Here is a 16,972-nt window from a genome sequence, read left to right as displayed (position 1 = left end):
ATAATCTTTTCAATCGTTTGCTGTATTCGTTTGAACGTTAAAAGGTGGAAGTTTGCTCAAGAAAATTTCGGCACAACTCAGGGTGTGATGATAATATAGCAAAAAAGAACGGCGATGGCAATCAAAAGCAAAGTTTCATGAGCTTAGTTATGAAACTATAAATTTGTAAATGACATAAAATACTTAGATTATGATAATATCCATTATGTTAAACATTTGACCGAGCGGCCTTGCTCCCGATCGGCATCATCCGCTCCTGGAAGAAGCGTCGAAAGTCTACGGCCTGCGTTCTGAGGTCCCTCAAGGCTCTAAATTGTCGCGTTATTGGGACACTGCGGTGCGCTTCCCAGAATCTGTAGATGAGCCTAGAACAGCCCACCGAGGCGGATCGTGTACATGGGGAGTTGGCCGTATGCTCAGGGTAAAATGGATTCAGCATGCCGTCGGACATGGCGGTTTCCACACTGGCCATCTCGATGTGCCTGGCGAAGGAACATTTAATTGGGCCTTCGACTGCGGCTCCCAGCGGACTGCTAAATTCAATGAATTTCTCGCTGCCTGGGCCCGTCGCTCGCCGATGACACTCGATTGGTTGTTCGTGTCGCATTTTGACACTGACCATGTAAGCGGGCTCGACAGCCTGATGAGCCGGACTCTGATTGACAATGTGATGGTGCCTTACCTGAACGAACGCGAGTTCGCCTATCTTCTCCTTCACGAAATCGCCCGCGACAATCTCGACCGAAACCTGTTTGATCTGGTGGCCGATCCCACCGGCTATTTCGTGTCGCGTGGGGCTGAACGCGTCATCTATCTACGCGGCCGCCAACCAGGCGACGAACCAGGAATTTCGGAGGGGGGTGGTCCCGACCGTCCCAAAGACGAAAGCGGCTGGTATACGGTGGTCAACCCTGAGCCGCGGCCAGTGTCGGACCCGAATATGGAGGTCGGCGCGTCGATTTCGCCGGGTCGTACCCAGATCATCGACGGCGGCGTTTGCGAGATTACGTTGCATACCCGCACCATCGGACTTCGTCTTAAACCCTATCGCGCGCCACTCCAGCCTTATGCTTTGCGCGGCATAATCAAAGCTGTCGAGCACTTGGTCGGCGCCACACTTGTTGGATCGCATCAGCCTGGGTTGGGTGCACTCGCTTATGCTGTCGCCCGCCATGCGCGGACTCCCGCCGGCAGGGCTGGGCTCCGCAGCATCTACAAGCACTATGTAGGTTCTTCGAACCGGGCGTCGCTATCGTTGTTGAGCACCCCGATCATCAGCGCCGATATGCATCACCACTGGTCCCTCCATCAGCCGCATTGGTGGTCTACGGGCGGTTCCGAGGTGGCATGGCTCAACACCGGCGACGCCGAACTGCTCAGGCCTGCCGACCTTGGCGACTGGCAAAATTGCTATGGGGATGATCTCGCAAACGTCCGCGTTCTCGCCCTGCCCCACCATGGCTCAGACAACAATTCCGATGCAGCAATCCAGGAGCTTTGTCCTGAGGCCATCCTTGTCGCTCATGCCCGGGCAGCCAGTAAAAAGCACCCCGGCGACGCGGTGGTGGCGGCCGCCGGAGACCGGCTGGTGTCGGTCACTGAGGAGACTGGGTCGACCGTTGCGATGTCCTACACGGCCTACGACGCGAACTAGGCGGCGGTGCAGTCTCGCCAGCCGTGGGACATGCCACCTTTCGGAGGTGTGAAATCTGTGCCATGCAGCTTTCAACCGTGCCGGCAGAGCCGGTCACTTTGACTCGTCCCGTTTCATCACCGTCATGAATGAGCCGTCTGCATCGCTGGTAAAATGTCCGCGAGATTGAGATCGCTAGCTGCACGACTTGCGCTCTCGGGTCTCCGCTACCATATGTAAAAAGACATACCTGCCATGCATCGCCGCCTGCGGCGTTTTGGTCCGATTTTCCTGTTGACAACTTGCCAAATAATCGTACCCTCAGTGCAACGCGCTGCACGAACGTATTTACTTCATTTTAACGCTGTGCCATAAAAAAAGGCAGACGGTGATTCCACCGCCTGCCTTCTGTTTGTGCGTACCTGCGGACGTGGCGCCGTGAGGCTGCCCCAGACCACCGATCCGTACCCTAGCAAGTCGGTTCTAGTGCCCCAAGGCCCCATTGACAAGCCACAGGCGTAGTTGCCGGCGGCGCGCGCATGCGGAGTAATCCGTTGCGTGCCCGTTCCGGCCAACCATAGGAACCGACACAGATGCCTGCAAAACTGACCTTTTTCCCCGTAGGCAACGGGGACATGGCGTTGATCAAGCTCGACAACAAGCAAACGATCCTCGTCGACATCAACATCCGCACCGCCGCCGACGATCCCGAGGACGACACCTACGACGTTGCCCAGGATCTCAAGGGGCGCGTGTCCCGCGACGACAAGGGACGGCTCTACGTCGACGCCTTCCTGCTGTCGCACCCGGATTCCGACCACGTGACCGGGCTCATGACGCATTTCCATCTCGGCCCGCCCGAAGATTTCCCCGAGGGTGATGAAGACCTCATCCTGATCCGCGAAATGTGGTCGTCGCCGATCGTGTTCCGCCGCGCCAGCGCGCAGCACAAACTGTGCGAGGAGGCCAAGGCGTGGGCCACCGAAGCAAGGCGCCGCGTCGCGCTGTTCAAAGAGAAGGGCCTGGCCGGCACCGGTTCAGGCGATCGCATCCTGATCCTCGGTGAGGATAAGGACGGCAAAACCGATGATCTCACGGACATTTTGATCAAGCAGGACGAACTGCTGACCGCGGCCGATCGCGTGAAGGCCGGCCAGTTCGAAGGCCGCCTGCTGGCGCCGATGTATGTCGACGAGAACGACAAGGAGCTGATCGAGGTCCTCGAGAAAAACAACTCCTCGGCGATCGTGCGCTTCTCCATCGCCGGCGACGGCGTCGCCGACCGGTGCCGCTTCCTGACTGGCGGCGACGCAGACGTCTCCATCTGGGACCGGCTGTGGCAGCGCCACAAGGATAACAACAAGGACTGGCTCAGCTACGATGTCATGGAAACGCCGCACCACTGCTCCTGGCGCACCCTGAGCCACGACCGCTGGTCCGAGATGGGCGAGAAGGTCAAGGTGTCCGAGGACGCCAGGAATGCCCTTTCCCAGACCCGAGACGGCGCCATCATCGTCGCCTCCTGCAAGGCCATCAAGAAAGACGACGACAACCCGCCGCATGAGCGGGCCAAGCGGGAATATGTCTCGATCACCTCGGCCGAGCGCTTCATCGGCACGACCGAGTATGCCGATGAACACGACGGGCCGGTCGAGTTCAACATCACCGGCGTCGGCACATCCAAGCAGCTGGGGCTGACCCCGAAAAAGGCCGCCGCCATCGCCGGCGTCAGCAAGGTCACCACCACGACCAGGGAACACGGCTGATCCATGGCCCTGGCAGACATGCGGCGGCACGCGGAGCACTTTCTGCGTGTCGCCCAAGACATTCCGCAATGCACGGGCTGCGGGGTGGTGGCCGTCGGCGACGACGTCGCGATCCTGTTCCTCAACCTCGCCGTCGAGATGCCGACGCATTGGCAGGCGCAGGGGTCCGCCCCGAACGGCGTCCTGCCTACCGAACGCGTCGAGGTGGTCCTGGGCCAAGACTATCCGTGGCGCTGCCCGTCGTTCAGCCTTCGCAAGGATTTCCCGCGCGACCTCGCACACCTGACGCCGGGGTCGGCGACCCTCAATCCGTCGCCCTGTCTGGTCGACGGCAGTCTGGATGAGTTCTTTCACCAGCACGGGTTGCTGGAGCTTAGCATCGGCGCGATCGTCAACCAGATGGGCATCTGGCTCGGGCGGGCGGCAATCGGCACGCTGATGAATGCCGAACAGGGCTGGGAACCGGTGATGCGCCAGGGGTTGCCTGACCGCCTGGTCATCGATGCCGACTTTGCCCGAGGTCAGGTCACCAACCGGTCGGGGTGCGTCTGGCTTGCAACGAAATACATGCGCAGCGACGTCATCGACGGCAGACCATCCTACCTCCTTGCCGCGCATAATGAGTTCGCAGCCGCCGTCGGCGACATGACCCCCTTCCCTTTCGACCCTGAGGGCGACGCCCGCTACAGCGGGATCACCGTCACCGCGCTGATGTGGCCCGCCAGCGGCGCCGTCACCAAGCAGGTCCTTGGCGAGACGATCGAGACCCTTGACGATCTGGCGAAACGTGCCGGCGAGATCGGTTGCGGCCGTGAGTTCACTATTTTTCTTGACCGACTTGAACGGCGTTGGCAGCGCAAGCGTTCGGGGACGGTGTTTCCGGTGGCGGTGGTATTGTGTGTGCGCCGCCCGTTCGCGCTGATGGGGCGCGACTCGGCGGTCGAGATGCTCCCCTACCTCTTCGAAATCAGGGCGCCAGAGCAGCGCACGTCGCTGTTCGGCGGACCGCGCGGCAAGGGCGTGGTGCCGGTCGAACAGCTTGACCGCACCACCCCGAAGCTTTTGCGCACCCTGTCGGCAGCGCCCCAGTACAGACCCTTCAGCCTGGTCGGTTGCGGCAGCGTAGGGTCAAAGATCGCCATGCACCTCGCGCGCGCCGGTGGCGACATTCGCGCGGTCTCGGACAATCGCGATCTACGGCCGCACAACATGGCCCGCCACGCCTTGGCTCGACCGCCCCTGCCCTGGCCCAAGGCCTTCGAACTTGCCGACGAGCTATCGCACCTCGGGCAGCAGCCGGTGGCCTCTGTCATCGACGTGGTCAAGGCCCTGCGGACGCCGCAGGATAGACAGCGCATCGCGCCGTCCGGAACCGCGACGCTGGTCAACTCAACCGCCTCGAAACTGGCCCGCCAGGCCCTGTCGATGGTGGCGCCGGCCGACCTCCCGGCCCGGGTCGCCGAAGTCGCGCTGTTCGGCCGTGGCCGGGGCGTTTTCGTGTATCACGAGGGGGCCGACCGCAATCCGAGTCTCGCCGACCTGCATGCCGTGCTCTGTGCCAACGTGACGGCGGAGGAACGCCGACTACTCTTCGATCCCGAGTTCGGCCTCGCGCAAATCCAGATCGGTGAAGGCTGCGGTTCGCTGACCATGCCGATGACGGATGCGCGGCTCTCAGCCATGACCGCGATGGCCACCGAGGAACTGGTGCAGCTTGCCGCGAACAACGCGGCCGACGGGGACATCGCCGTCGGGGTGACGGCGCCCGACAGCCCGTCGACCACGTGGCGGCGGCTCACGGTTCCGCCCTTCATCGAGATTCCCGTGGAAGGCGGCGACTGGACGCTGCGCCTGGCCGCGCGCGTTGCGGGCATGATCCGAGACGACATTGCCAACTACCCGGGCGTCGAAACCGGCGGGCTCCTGATCGGCTCGTGCAGCTCGCTCATGAAGACGGTGACCGTGGTCGACTTGATTGAGGCGCCGGAAGACAGCCGCAGGACGCCCACGCTGTTCGTGCTCGGCACCAGGGGCATGAAGGGGCAGATCGACGCCCGTTTCGAAGACAGCGGCCGCTCGCTGCTCGACGTGGGCACCTGGCACAGCCACCTTGCCGAACAGGGCCCTTCGCCCACCGACCGGACGACGGCTAGACAGGTGGCGGCGGAACGCTCGCCGCCGGCGATCCTGCTGATCGCCACTCCGACCACCTACCACGCGATCATGCATCAGGAGGCACGATGAACGATTATCTCGACGCCTACGCCATCAAGGCGCGTCTCGCGCCCGCAGCCCTGGCGATTGCCCCGGTCATTGTCCTGATCGTGCTGGCCTTCAACTGGGCCCAGCCTAGCCTCCCCGAGGCCATCATCAGTCTCGCCGTCATGGTTCTGTTCTTCGCCGCGTCGAATGTGGCCCGCCGGCTGGGCAAGAGGAAGGAGCGGCAGCTGTTCGCGACGACGGGCGGGCGGCCGGAAAACCGCGAACTCAGCCATCTGGACAAGACGCTGGACGATAGGACCAAGGATCGTTACCGCAAATTCCTTGCCCAGCAGCTCGAGCAGCCGGCGCCGACGCGCGATATGGAGGTCGAGGACCCTGACGAAGCGGCCGCGTTCTACGTGCAATGCTACAACTGGCTGCGCGAAAACACGCGCGACACCGAGAAATTCCGGATCCTTTTCAACGAGAACATCGCCTACGGCTATTACCGCAATCTCCTGGCGCTGAAGCCCTACGGGATCATGCTCAATCTGTTGACCATCGCGGCCGCAGCCGCGATCATCTACTACAAGCCCGATTTCGCCGAGCTGACCCACGGCAAGCTCGTCGCGCTCGGCATCCTCGCAGCTGTCCATGCAGGCTACCTGATCTTCGGCGTCACCCGGCGCGCCGTGCTTGACGCTTCCAAGGCATATGCTCGCCAACTCACGCTCAGCTGCGAAGCTTTGATCGTACAGATGAAATCGGCCTGAGCTTCCAGGCTCCCCTGAGAGGCGCGCGAGTGTTGCAAAGCTGTACAGGTTCTGGTTTTTGAGCCAAGCTGGTGCGGATATGAAAGCCTGGCCGTGACAGACCGCGAAATTCACCTCTACCTCGACGACAGCGGCAGCCGCGAGCCAGACCGAGAGCCCAAAGAGAAGCGCCGGGACGAAATGGATTATTTCGCCCTCGGCGGCATCCTCATCAACGAAGAGGACGTCGACGAGCTCTATGCCCGCCACAAGGCCTTCTGCCAGAAGCACGGCATCACCTACCCGCTCCACTCCTGGGCGATCCGGGGCGGCCGTGGCGACTTCGGCTGGCTGAAGAAGCCGGAGTCAGCTTTTGAATTCCTGGGAGACTTGCAGGGAATGCTGCTTGGGCTGCCCGTGATCGGCATCGCCGCAGTCATCGACCGACCGGGCTATGTTGCCCGCTACCGCGACCGGTACCGGGACCAGCTCTGGTTCATGTGCAAGACCGCCTACTGCATCCTGATCGAGCGCGCCGCCAAATATGCCCGCAGCCAGGACCGCAAGCTGCGCGTGTTCTTCGAGCGCGCCGGCAAAGCCGAGGACCGCGACTTGATAGCCTACACGCGGATCCTGAAGACGCAGGGGATGCCGTTCGACGGTGCCAACTCCGCCAGCTACGGGTCGTTAACCGCCGAGGAGTTCAGGGACATCGTGCGCGGGGAGCCGCGCGGCAGAACCAAAGCTACACCGATGTTGCAGATCGCCGATCTCTACCTCTATCCGATGGCCAAGGGCGGCTATGACCCGTCCTACCGGCCCTACAGGGCCCTGATGGACCACAAGCGTCTCATCGACGCGCACCTGCCGCCCGAGGACCTGGCATCCTGCGGCATCAAATACAGCTGCTTTGAACGGATAAAAAACAAAGACCCGGACTAGCCGGGCCTTCGTTTTGAAAAGTTCGGCTGGCGCCTGGCGCCAACCCCGGAGCGATGCTCACGTGCAAAGTATGGGTATTGACGCTCTCTTTGTCAACACCCCGGGTGAACCTCTGGTCGGGGGGTCCCTATCTTATCGCTTGCGTATAGCACGGTTCGTCTGATCGACACTTCATATTATCAAGTCCTCTTCTTTGGGTGCAGCGCGGTTCCCCGGCCCCTGAATCCAGCGACATAGGCCGGGCGAACCTTGAAACACCCTCCCCCTGAATGCAGAACCGTCCCCAATGCCCTTGCGTCATCACGGGAAACCACCATATCTAGGCGCAGTTCATCACAGGGAGCCTCAGATGGCCCAGCCAGAAACCGCCAAGGCAGACGTCGACAAGCTACGCACCAACGAGAAGAAGTGGACCAAGGCACTCATGGCCACGGGCTGGAGCGCTTTCCCCAACATCATCATCGAGAAGCAGCAGGCTCTCGGCCTCGATGCGCTGGACATGAACATCATCATCCACCTGGTCCAGTACTGGTGGCTGCCCGACAACCTCCCCCACCCCTCGGTCGAGACGATCGCCAAGGCAATCGGGGTGACGCCCCGCACCATTCAGAAACGCATCGCCGCCCTCGAGGCCCTTAAACTTCTTGGCCGGGAAGAACGACGCAACACGCCCAATGGCAGCATGACAAACCGCTATCACTTCGACGGGCTGATCGAAGCCGCCAGGCCGTTTGCGCTGGAAAAGGCCGCCGAGATCAAGAAGGCGGCCGCGGAAAGGTCAGACCGGTTGAAGCGCAAGAAGCCGCAACTGGTTGTCGACAACGATGCATAGGCAGATCGTGGCGTAGCTCAGAGGATAGAGCGCCTCGCTTTCGACCTGGGTGGTGCGTGACACCGCTATCTAGGGGCGAGGAGGTCGCAGGTTCAAGTCCTGCCGTCACGCCCATGGTCCACCGGGAGCCGTCCCATGCAGGGAGAATCTCAATCGAACGGCGTCATATCGGTCGGAGGCACTTCGACTTGAGACCCCAGAACACCAAAAGCAACTGGACTGCATGATGATCCCAGAATCGGAAGGAGCCACCCCGTTCGGTATTTTCCTGCTCGCCGACTCCTTTTTGCAAGCCGCGAAGACCGTTGATGCCGGTCGCCGCGGTCTGACGTCGGGACCGACCAGGTTGCTTTGCTACCATGCGTGCGAACTCTTCCTGAAATGCTACCTCCGCAGCGCGGGCCGAGACATTGAGGCTTTGCGGGCCTTAGGGCACAATCTGCACGAGATGGTTGTGGCCGCTCAAGGTTCAGGCCTGGTCCTACCGGCCAGGACTGTCAGCCAAGCCAAAACTCTGGCCGACAAGAACGATTATGTGCGTGTGCGCTACATGGTGGTTGAAAAGCCCGGAGACATCCGACCGGAAGTTCTGCTGGCGATGACTGAAAGCATCCGCGAGAGCGTCAGGCTGGCGCTCGGCATGGATCAGTTCGGCAACCCGCACCCTTAAGCGCGCCGTCAGGCCCTACTTTTTTCGGTGTCTCGGCCACGACGACGCCCGATCGGTCCATGCGAAGGAAGTACGGCGCAAGGGAATACGCCGATTGGCGCCTCCGGGTTGATGAATTCCAGGCCGAACTGCACTGCCGTGGCGTGCCGTTCCGGCCGATCGCCTGGTAACCCGGCGTTTGTCCGCCTCCGTGGCAATCTCTGCTACAGTTCTCCCATGTCCCTGTTCTCCCATCTCGATCCGTATCTGCTCAACCCAGCCAACGATCCACTGGTGTTCGACGCCACGCTGGCAGGCTACGGGAGCTACACGACGGAACATTTCGTCTTGCGCCTCAGTCCCCGCGCCCATGAGCTTGTCGACGCGCTCACCCAGCGCGACACCCAGGGTCATGACGTAGCCGAACTGTACCAAGCCTACTCGACCTATCTGCACGAAACCGTGCATTGGTGGCAGCACATGGGGTCCACTGCGGGACTAATCCTCAGCTTGGCGTACCCGGCGCAAATCTATGGTAGCATGACGTTTCTTCAGACCTTTGCGCGGGGTGCCGGCGTCGTCAAACCTGTAAAGGCTTGGGCGCACAAGGCGATGCTCAACGGGACACACTCTGATCCGGTGCTCGCCGCCGCCAATATTGCCGTCAACAACGCGCTCGACATCAAGTTCTACAAGCAACTTGCCTGGTCGCCGAAGTCGATCCTTTCGCTGGAGCAAACGTCCTATTTTCAGAGCGTCGGGCACAGCTACCTCAAAACCTATGGTGAGGTCGTCCACGCGATCAACGGGTCCTGTGACTTCGCGGAAGGGCAATTTCCCGACCCCAGTCGCTGGGATGCACAATTCCTCAAACTTCAACTCAGCCGGATTGAAGGCTTCCATCGCGGTGCGCGCCCACCTTACGCCGACATTGGCATCCAGCAGATATTCGAAGGCCAGGCGCGCTTTTGCCAAATTCAGTATTTGGCATCGTCAGGCGGTCCCGAGCTGCTTCAGACTTACCGCGAGCAAGGCCACTTTGCGCCCGTCTATGTCGACGCGTTTGAACTGTTCCTGGTGCTTACCTGGACAGAATGGCCCGAACGGTATGACAGCCCGATCGTCGGCCTGTTTCTGCTGATCTGCGACCTGGCAATCAACCCGACGAGGGGGTTTCCGCTCGACATCGAGTTCTTCGAGGACTTTATCCGCGACGTTGATCCTGGCGCGCGCTTCACAAGACTCTGCCTGGCCGCAGCCGAAACCCCCGAGCTCGCCCAGGCGGTGCAAAGTTTCTCCGCTCAGGAGTATGAGCACGTCGCGGCGCAACTGAGCGAGCGATGCGGATACGATGATCCGCGGACGGGACTTGCTGCCGTGGTCGGGCTGCTCGGCGACAAGGGCCCTGTCGCTGCCCTGATGGAGGAGCATCGTACGTTCAACTATGCCGGTGTGAACATGCCTGTCCGGGTCCTGGTCTCGCACTTCATCGCTTTTTGCCGAGACAAGCAGCGCAGTCCCGAATTTTTCTGTTGGCCGGGCATCTGGATGGCGGGAGACAACTTCAACCCTGAAGCCGGGTCGCTGTTCGCCACCCATCTGTCCCTCTTCCAGGACAGAGGTGACACCGAGCAGATCTTTCCTCGCGCCGTGCGCGGCCGGAGCCCCGAAAACATCAAGAAGCTGGTCAACACGTTCTTTGGCGGAATGCTCGTGTTCGATCTCGCCCTGCAATGGGTCCTCGAGCCGGGACCTTTCCGCTACGATTTCAAATGGCTTACCGGGAAATCCGAAAATGCTGCACTGATCGCCTTGGCGAAGCGACAGTTCGCACAGTACTACGGCCCGGATCCTGACACCTGCACTCTCATAGACTCGCCAGTTCCCTGAGGGTCCCGACGAGCGCTAGACACATGCCGGAGGTGCAGGCACCGGCCGGCATGACAGCCGTGGGGGGTGTGTGACACCCCCGTCCTGAGCCAAGCAACGACATGCGAGATGGTGATGCTTGCCTTTCATCGTGTTTTACGTACAATGTCCGTACGACATGGATTCTGTACGGCCTGATTGGAGGTAGAAATGGTGAAAACCGAGCGATTCGAACTCAGGCTCGATGAAAGCACGATTGACCGGATCGATGCTTGGCGGGGAGAGCAGCGTGACCTCCCTTCGCGGGCAGAGGCAATCCGCACCTTGGTGTATACGGGGCTTGAGGCTGGTCGGCGCAAGGCCTTCCGGCCGACCAGCTCTGAAAAACTGATCATGTGGATGCTAGCCGAAGTCCTGCGCCAGCATAATGGCTACGAGGACATGAAGTCAGTCGAGTTGATTCAGAGCGCCATCTACGGAGGCCATTTCTGGGGCCTGGAATGGGAAATGTCGGGCATCTTTCACGATGAGGTCGACGACCCCGAGGCGCTCGATTTCGTGGTCGACACGATGGCGATGTGGCGAGCCATCGAATGGGGATATGAGAAGCTCAGTCCCGAAGACAGGCAGCACGTCGAGGACCAGGTGAAGTACTGGGGGAAAAACCCCAAGTTTGACGGCTTCGACGGGAACGAAGAGGGACGCTACATGTCGATGGCCAAATTCATGGTCGAAAAGCTCGGGCGCTTTGAGGAGTTCAGGGACAGATCCCTGAACGCTCACGCCAACACGGTGTCGACTTATCGCGAGATGCTGCAGAAATATGCCGAGATCGAGGCCCGCCGCGGTTCGCCGGCATACAGGCGTGCCGGCCAGTTGCTCAACGCCAACGAGCTCATCGAGCTCCTCAAGCTCCGGTAGCGAATGGTGCAGAGTCGCTGGCCACGATAAGCCCGGGTCGGCGTGGAATCGTCAGTTTGCGGACCGTTCCAAAACTGCCTTTAGATTATTCAAAATGGCGCGCCGCATCTCCTCGGCGCCTAGGCCCACAACGTCGCCAAGCATGCGAACGGCCTCGTCCACGCCGCCCGGCGCGACGGGGGAACCATCTACCTCCACGAAGGGACCATCCGTCTCCGTGAGCAGCCGGTCGAGCGGCAAGGTCCCGAGGAGAGCCACTGACCGCTCGGACCTGAACATGGCCTGGTTGACGGAAAAATAGCACCCGAGAGCCGCAGCCCGCCGCGCGTCTGCGACCGATCCGCTGAACCAGTGCAGCACCACCTTGCCACTGCCCTTGGGAAGCAACTCCTCGATGTGGTCGAGAACCTTCGACGCCGTGCGGACGCTATGCACGGAGAGGATCTTGTCCCCCGCCATCTGGCAGGAGGTTAGAATACGCCTGAAGACGTCGACTTGACGATCGATCGAGCGGTAGTGTGCGGGGCTCGCATCGAGACCGACTTCGCCGACATACCTCGTCTCGGGCAACAGCGCCTCGAACAGGGGCAGTTCGGTCCAGCGCTGCTCGGCAAGATGCGGGTGAATGCCGAGCCCAATGCGCACAAACTCGGCGCCCTTTGCAAGGTTCATGTTCTGCCTGAACGCCTTCGGCGTCGTCGTCACCGCGAGCGTCGCCACCTTAGCCTCTTCGCAGGCTCTTATAGACGCGGCCGGATCTGGATACAGATCCAGGTGACAGTGGAAATCGACGAGGCGTGGTGCAGACATGCTCAGCTAGGCTTCGCCCTGACGGGTTCGAGGAAATGGGCCACTTCCTGCATCCCTCGCACGAAGACGTCAACATAGTCGTCAATCTCGGACGGCTCGTCGGTCAGCGGACCGGGGATGCGCGCGAGGGCCTTTGCGGCCCGCGGATTCCGCCGTAACCGCTCGGCCATCAGCTGAAACGACCTCACATGTTCGCCCTCGGCCTCGAGCGTATCGAGACGACGGGCCGCCAAATCCTTCACCACATAGGGTGTCGTATCCGACTCGTTCGCGTCCAGGCCGGCTGCCAGGGATGCTCTGCGGATCAGACAGGGGACGCACGTTCCGCAGTGCTGCGGTGGCAGGCCTCTGTAGCGGGCTTTCGCAGGCGAGGAACACGACATCGAGGAGGGAATGGCCCGTCGCAACAGCGCCGGATCCTCGCAATCCCTGACCATCTGACCCTTGGTCACGTGGCGGTAGGGGTTTTCCAGACGCCGGGCGATGCCAAGCCCCCGCATCAACTCGTTGAAGCGCGCCATGTAGAATGGGTGTGTGGTGCGGGTGCTGAGCGAACCGAGGCGGAGCGGGTCGAGGGGTACGTTGAGGCCGATCAGGCCGTTCTCGGGCACGCGGACCGGGGCGTCAGACGTCAGCCCCGAAGCCGCCAAAATGGCCAACGCGAAAAACAGGAAGGATCTCCCCCTCTGGCTGTTTTCCACCTCGCCAGTGTCGACATGGTTGCGGTCGAAGCCGAGGCGCGCCCGCAGGGACAACGGCTCGTTTGTTTTGTAATTCTTGCGCAGCAAGTCCAGCAGCAACGTCTGCGCCTTGCTCGTCTCCGAATCCCAGTAATGGCTCACCAGAAGCGGCTTCCCGCCCCCGGCCAGGAAATCCAACGCCCCGACGAGACTGTCCAGACCGCCAGAGAACAGACACACTTCGTCCGGCTCGGCGAGGCCCAGCGACGGCCGCGCCGTTGCGATCGTCGCAAAGGGTGCGGGCCGTGCCCTGAACACGATACGCCAATGGTCGCCCGTCAAGAACCTGAGAGTGCGGGCGAGCAACGCTCCCTGCACTGCCCACAAGTCAGGCTCACGCACCGGCACCACTAGGTCCAGCTCCCGGGTCCAGCCGTCCTGTGCATTCGCGGAGCGCGAGACGCGGGTGTCGGCCGCGTTGACCATGGCGGCGACGATGACGAGGTCGATCGCGGTTTCCGTCGGTCGGAGACCGAGGTCGGCCAACGTCTGCAGCGCGTTGCCGATGCCGTAATCGAGCCGCTTGTTCGCGGCCACGAACTGGACCGTCACCGGCGTCGCGTCCGGCTGGACGACCGGCACGGCCCCGTTATCCGCCGCACCCAGGCGGCCGACAAACACGAAACGTCTCATGCGCTATCCCCCAGGATGCGGATCAGTTCGAAGGACTGCTCGTAGATGGCCTGGACGAAGGCCTCGACGCCCGTGTAGGGAACTGACGCCAGCGTGCCGCCCGCAGCCGCGAAGCGATCGCGGACTGTGCCCTGGATGAAGTCGTGCAGCGTCCTCTGAATGATCTCGACCACGGCAACGTCGGTCGGGAGCCGTATGGACCTGCCCCCGATCTCGTTGAACAGCTTGGTCTCGATCGAGCGTGCGAGCGCACCGGTGAACACGGCGTCCAGCACGTCGGGCGTGGCGCCATCGAAAGGCAGATCTCCCGCCGCGCCGAGCTCGCCCACGGTCTCGAGCATCGCGTTCCTCGCAATGGCCTCATCAATCGTCCCGCCGTCAGGGCACAGGAGGTCCGTGAGGGCGAGGAAGACGTCGGCTATCGGGGCGCCGACGAGGCTCTGCAGGTTGAAGACCCGCAGAGCCGCAGCCGGGCCGTTCTGCGCCACCTGACCCAACAGCTGTCCCAGGCCAGTCATCACCCTGCGGGACGGCGCCATGGCACGGGCAGCGTTGCGTGCACCGCCCATGGCTCTGACGTACTTGCCGGCGGCGCGCCTCAGGTCCCTGCCGCCACCCCCACGCGAGCGGGCCGCACGGGAGAAATCCGAGCGAGCGGAGCCGAGTGGCTTGCCCGCCGCCGGTGACGCCAGCGGGGCCAGCGGCTGTGGCACGGGAACCGGGTTCGGCGGTGCGCCCGACGGGGCAGGAACCGGAGTTGCTCCGGGCTGCCCCGGCGGGGCGGGCACGGGAAGCGGTGTCGGAAGGGGCGGGCCCGACGGGGTCGACGCGGCGACGTCGTCCACCCAGGTTGGGAGCAGCGCCCGGGGGGAACTGGGCTTGGTGCCGGAGGTTCCCATGTTACTTTCTCTTCGACTTCGGGTTCAGCTGCAGCGACGCGACGACGCTCAGTGGCTTGTTCGAGGTCTGCGTTGCCCACTCTCCCACGAGCTCGGCGAACTCTTGCGCCTGCGGACCCTCAACCGCCACACCCCAGCCGCTAGCCACCCACCCGCCGATCTTGCTCACCGGCAGTCGTCCGAGGAATGCAACCAGCGGTTCGCGCAGTTCCGGCCGGTCTCCGCAGAGGCGCGCCAGACCCTCGGCCGCCGGCGGCCGTTTGCCGAGATCTTCGTTCTGATCAATCTTCGTCACAAGGCCCTGGAACACCCGGTTGGCATCTTCGGGTGTGAGCGCAGCCACCTCGGCCTTCGTCACCTGCGTGATGCCGAGAGTCGACGTCGCCAGCCGCTCGATCATGGCTTCCACGGGGCCGCTGGCGACACCGATGCCGGCGGACGTCCTGCGGTCGCGGCTGACAAACACGTAGGGCCGCAGGTCGATGCCGTTCAGCGGCGGGGTGATCGCCGCCCAGCGCTTGACCCACTCGATGTTGGGCCAGTCGGCCATGGGATCATCATCGGCGTCCTTGCCACCCTTCGAGGTCACCTTCCGCTCGAGGATCGAGATGGTCTTGGAGCCGTCAGCGGACGCGTCGCGGGCGATCGCGTTGAACAGTTCCGGGGCGAATCGCTCCGCCAACATCAGCTTGGCCAAGACGGATTGCTTGATATCGTCCTGGAAGCCGCGCTCGCTGGCGATCTCGACGCGCAGGGCCATGGTGTTGACGAAGCGTTTGATCTGCCGGGGATTGCCGTGGGCGCCCTCGGTCAGGATCGGCGTAATCTCCGCCGCAAGCTGCAGGGCGGCATCCAGATCGGAGGGTATGGACCCCAGCCTCGCCTTGATTTTGTCTCGGTCGAAGCCGGTGCCCAGCCAGGGCCGCTGCAAGGCCTTGCGCGCCACCTCGAGCAGGCTCTTGAACTCCACCGAACTGTCGCTGACGCCGGAGGCCAGATAGAGCAGCAAGGTGAGATAGACCAAGGTTTCCGACGCGCCAAGTGCCGGCATGCGGAACGGAACCTGGATCAGTTTTTCCAAGTAGTTGCGCGCGTAGCTTGTAGGCCCCGCCGCCGCCGGGAGATCGGGAAAGTGGTTGCGCACGGCATATTCAATCATGCCCTCGTCAGCGGCGATGACGAACGCCGCGTTCGGCACGAACAAGAACAGGCGGATAGCCTCCAGCGTGGCGATCGCCGTCTGCGGGAGGCATCGGTCGAGGTCGTCGATCAAGACGATCAGCCGGTCGACCTTGGCGCGCTCCAGCAGCTCCTCGAAGTCTTCGCGAAAAGCGTGCATCCGTTGCGGCGTCGTCTCGGAAGGTGCGGCCTCCTTAAAATGCTCCGCCGCACCGTCCATGACCTTGTTGAACACGTCGCCGGTCAGGTAGGCCTTGGGATCGCTAATCACCTTGCTCGCGATCGAACCAATCCCCTGGATCAAGTCCGGACCGGGGATCCCGGTCGCCATGGTGAACGCCAGGCTGCCTGCGGTGCGGGCGGCCTTCATCCAGTTGACGGCCTTCAGGACGTCCCAGGCCTTGTCCGCCACCTTGGCGATCCCGGACCTCTCCTTGAGGAGGGCTGCGACGATCGTCTCGATCAGCACCGCCTTCGCGTCGTCGTATCCCTCAAACAGCCAGCCGTTGAACCGGACACACAGGGTGTCTGTCTGTCGCTTGAATGCCGACTCGATCATCAGCAGCGTGCTGGATTTGCCCGCTCCCCAGTCGCCGTGCAACCCGATCGTCAACGGTTCCTTCGACTTCTGCCTGATCAGCTTGACGACCGTTTTAGCGACCGTCTCGTAATACAGGTAGTCGATGGCGGTTTCATTATCCGCGATAATCACGAAATCCCCTCCCCCAAACCCTGGGTATCCTTGCCGTTAAAACAGAGTTCAGAATTGCAGTCTGTCTCTCGCAATAATCCCCCAAAGCACTGAGAGACATGCGCAACCCGCTATTTCGGTCGGCTCAGCAATTAGAAGCGCCGTCTCATGATTTGTCTAGGATTTTTCTTGGGATGATTTGCTTATCCGGGGTCCGTCCGGCGGCTTGAATAGCACTCTCGATGGATACAACTTCACACCAGGCAGCGCGCCTGCGAGTGACCCATCATTCACCGCCACCGGCGTTTTTGGCTCTCCAGAACGGCTCGCGCCGATCAGCGGAGCAAAACCCCATCGATGTGGATGTTCCGTACAATCTTGACCCAGCCGGGGTTCATGCGAACACCGCTGCCGAGATGCGAACGTAGGAAATCCGCCACCTCATCCAAACTGG

At 61.9% G+C, this 16,972-nt stretch carries 13 protein-coding genes and 1 tRNA gene; 10 read left to right on the top strand and 4 right to left on the bottom strand.

Annotation, left to right across the window (positions count from 1 at the left end; translation table 11 throughout):
* The first annotated feature begins 412 nt into the window (after positions 1-412).
* The 10 genes from AC0L26_RS22160 to AC0L26_RS22115 all read left to right on the top strand — a co-directional run bounded on the left by AC0L26_RS22160 (position 413) and on the right by AC0L26_RS22115 (position 11,566).
* Positions 413-1,654: an MBL fold metallo-hydrolase gene (locus AC0L26_RS22160; RefSeq protein WP_473634497.1), complete on the top strand. Its 1,242-nt coding sequence runs from the start codon at positions 413-415 to the stop codon at positions 1,652-1,654.
* A gap of 572 nt (positions 1,655-2,226) precedes the next feature.
* Complete coding sequence (locus AC0L26_RS22155) at positions 2,227-3,399, top strand: ComEC/Rec2 family competence protein (RefSeq protein ID WP_473634496.1); 1,173 nt, start codon at positions 2,227-2,229, stop codon at positions 3,397-3,399.
* Positions 3,400-3,402: 3 nt separating this feature from the next.
* A complete protein-coding gene (locus AC0L26_RS22150; RefSeq protein WP_473634495.1) occupies positions 3,403-5,643 on the top strand; it encodes a hypothetical protein in 2,241 nt (746 codons plus the stop codon).
* Positions 5,640-6,374, top strand: a complete 735-nt coding sequence (locus AC0L26_RS22145) for a hypothetical protein (RefSeq protein WP_473634494.1) — start codon at positions 5,640-5,642, stop codon at positions 6,372-6,374. The genes AC0L26_RS22150 and AC0L26_RS22145 overlap by 4 nt, the downstream gene beginning before the upstream one ends.
* Before the next feature lie 93 nt (positions 6,375-6,467).
* Positions 6,468-7,295 carry a DUF3800 domain-containing protein gene (locus AC0L26_RS22140; RefSeq protein WP_473634493.1) on the top strand — a complete coding sequence of 276 codons (828 nt, stop codon included), beginning with the start codon at positions 6,468-6,470 and terminating at the stop codon, positions 7,293-7,295.
* A gap of 349 nt (positions 7,296-7,644) precedes the next feature.
* Positions 7,645-8,127, top strand: a complete 483-nt coding sequence (locus tag AC0L26_RS22135) for a helix-turn-helix domain-containing protein (protein ID WP_473634492.1) — start codon at positions 7,645-7,647, stop codon at positions 8,125-8,127.
* A 6-nt stretch (positions 8,128-8,133) separates the two neighbouring features.
* Positions 8,134-8,241, top strand: a tRNA-OTHER gene (locus AC0L26_RS22130).
* Between the two features lie 109 nt (positions 8,242-8,350).
* Positions 8,351-8,797, top strand: coding sequence for a HEPN domain-containing protein (locus AC0L26_RS22125; RefSeq protein ID WP_473634491.1), 447 nt, complete (start codon positions 8,351-8,353; stop codon positions 8,795-8,797).
* Positions 8,798-9,013: 216 nt separating this feature from the next.
* Positions 9,014-10,666: a hypothetical protein gene (locus AC0L26_RS22120; protein WP_473634490.1), complete on the top strand. Its 1,653-nt coding sequence runs from the start codon at positions 9,014-9,016 to the stop codon at positions 10,664-10,666.
* A 189-nt stretch (positions 10,667-10,855) separates the two neighbouring features.
* Positions 10,856-11,566, top strand: coding sequence for a YfbU family protein (locus tag AC0L26_RS22115; protein WP_473634489.1), 711 nt, complete (start codon positions 10,856-10,858; stop codon positions 11,564-11,566).
* 51 nt (positions 11,567-11,617) lie between these two features.
* Here the strand turns inward: AC0L26_RS22115 and qatD are convergent, their stop codons facing one another.
* From qatD to qatA, 4 genes are all read right to left on the bottom strand, one after another.
* Positions 11,618-12,376, bottom strand: coding sequence for a Qat anti-phage system TatD family nuclease QatD (gene qatD, locus AC0L26_RS22110; protein ID WP_473634488.1), 759 nt, complete (start codon positions 12,374-12,376; stop codon positions 11,618-11,620).
* 2 nt (positions 12,377-12,378) lie between these two features.
* A complete protein-coding gene (qatC, locus tag AC0L26_RS22105; protein ID WP_473634487.1) occupies positions 12,379-13,749 on the bottom strand; it encodes a Qat anti-phage system QueC-like protein QatC in 1,371 nt (456 codons plus the stop codon).
* A complete protein-coding gene (qatB, locus tag AC0L26_RS22100) occupies positions 13,746-14,318 on the bottom strand; it encodes a Qat anti-phage system associated protein QatB (protein WP_473634486.1) in 573 nt (190 codons plus the stop codon). Before qatB ends, qatC begins: the two co-directional genes overlap by 4 nt.
* A gap of 331 nt (positions 14,319-14,649) precedes the next feature.
* On the bottom strand, positions 14,650-16,539 hold the full coding sequence (gene qatA / locus AC0L26_RS22095) for a Qat anti-phage system ATPase QatA (RefSeq protein ID WP_473634485.1): 1,890 nt from the start codon (positions 16,537-16,539) through the stop codon (positions 14,650-14,652).
* Positions 16,540-16,972 lie beyond the last annotated feature (433 nt).

Source organism: Mesorhizobium sp. WSM4823 (assembly GCF_055811195.1).
The sequence above is the reverse complement of the archived record's forward strand: the minus strand, read 5'-3'. Positions and strand labels throughout refer to the sequence as shown.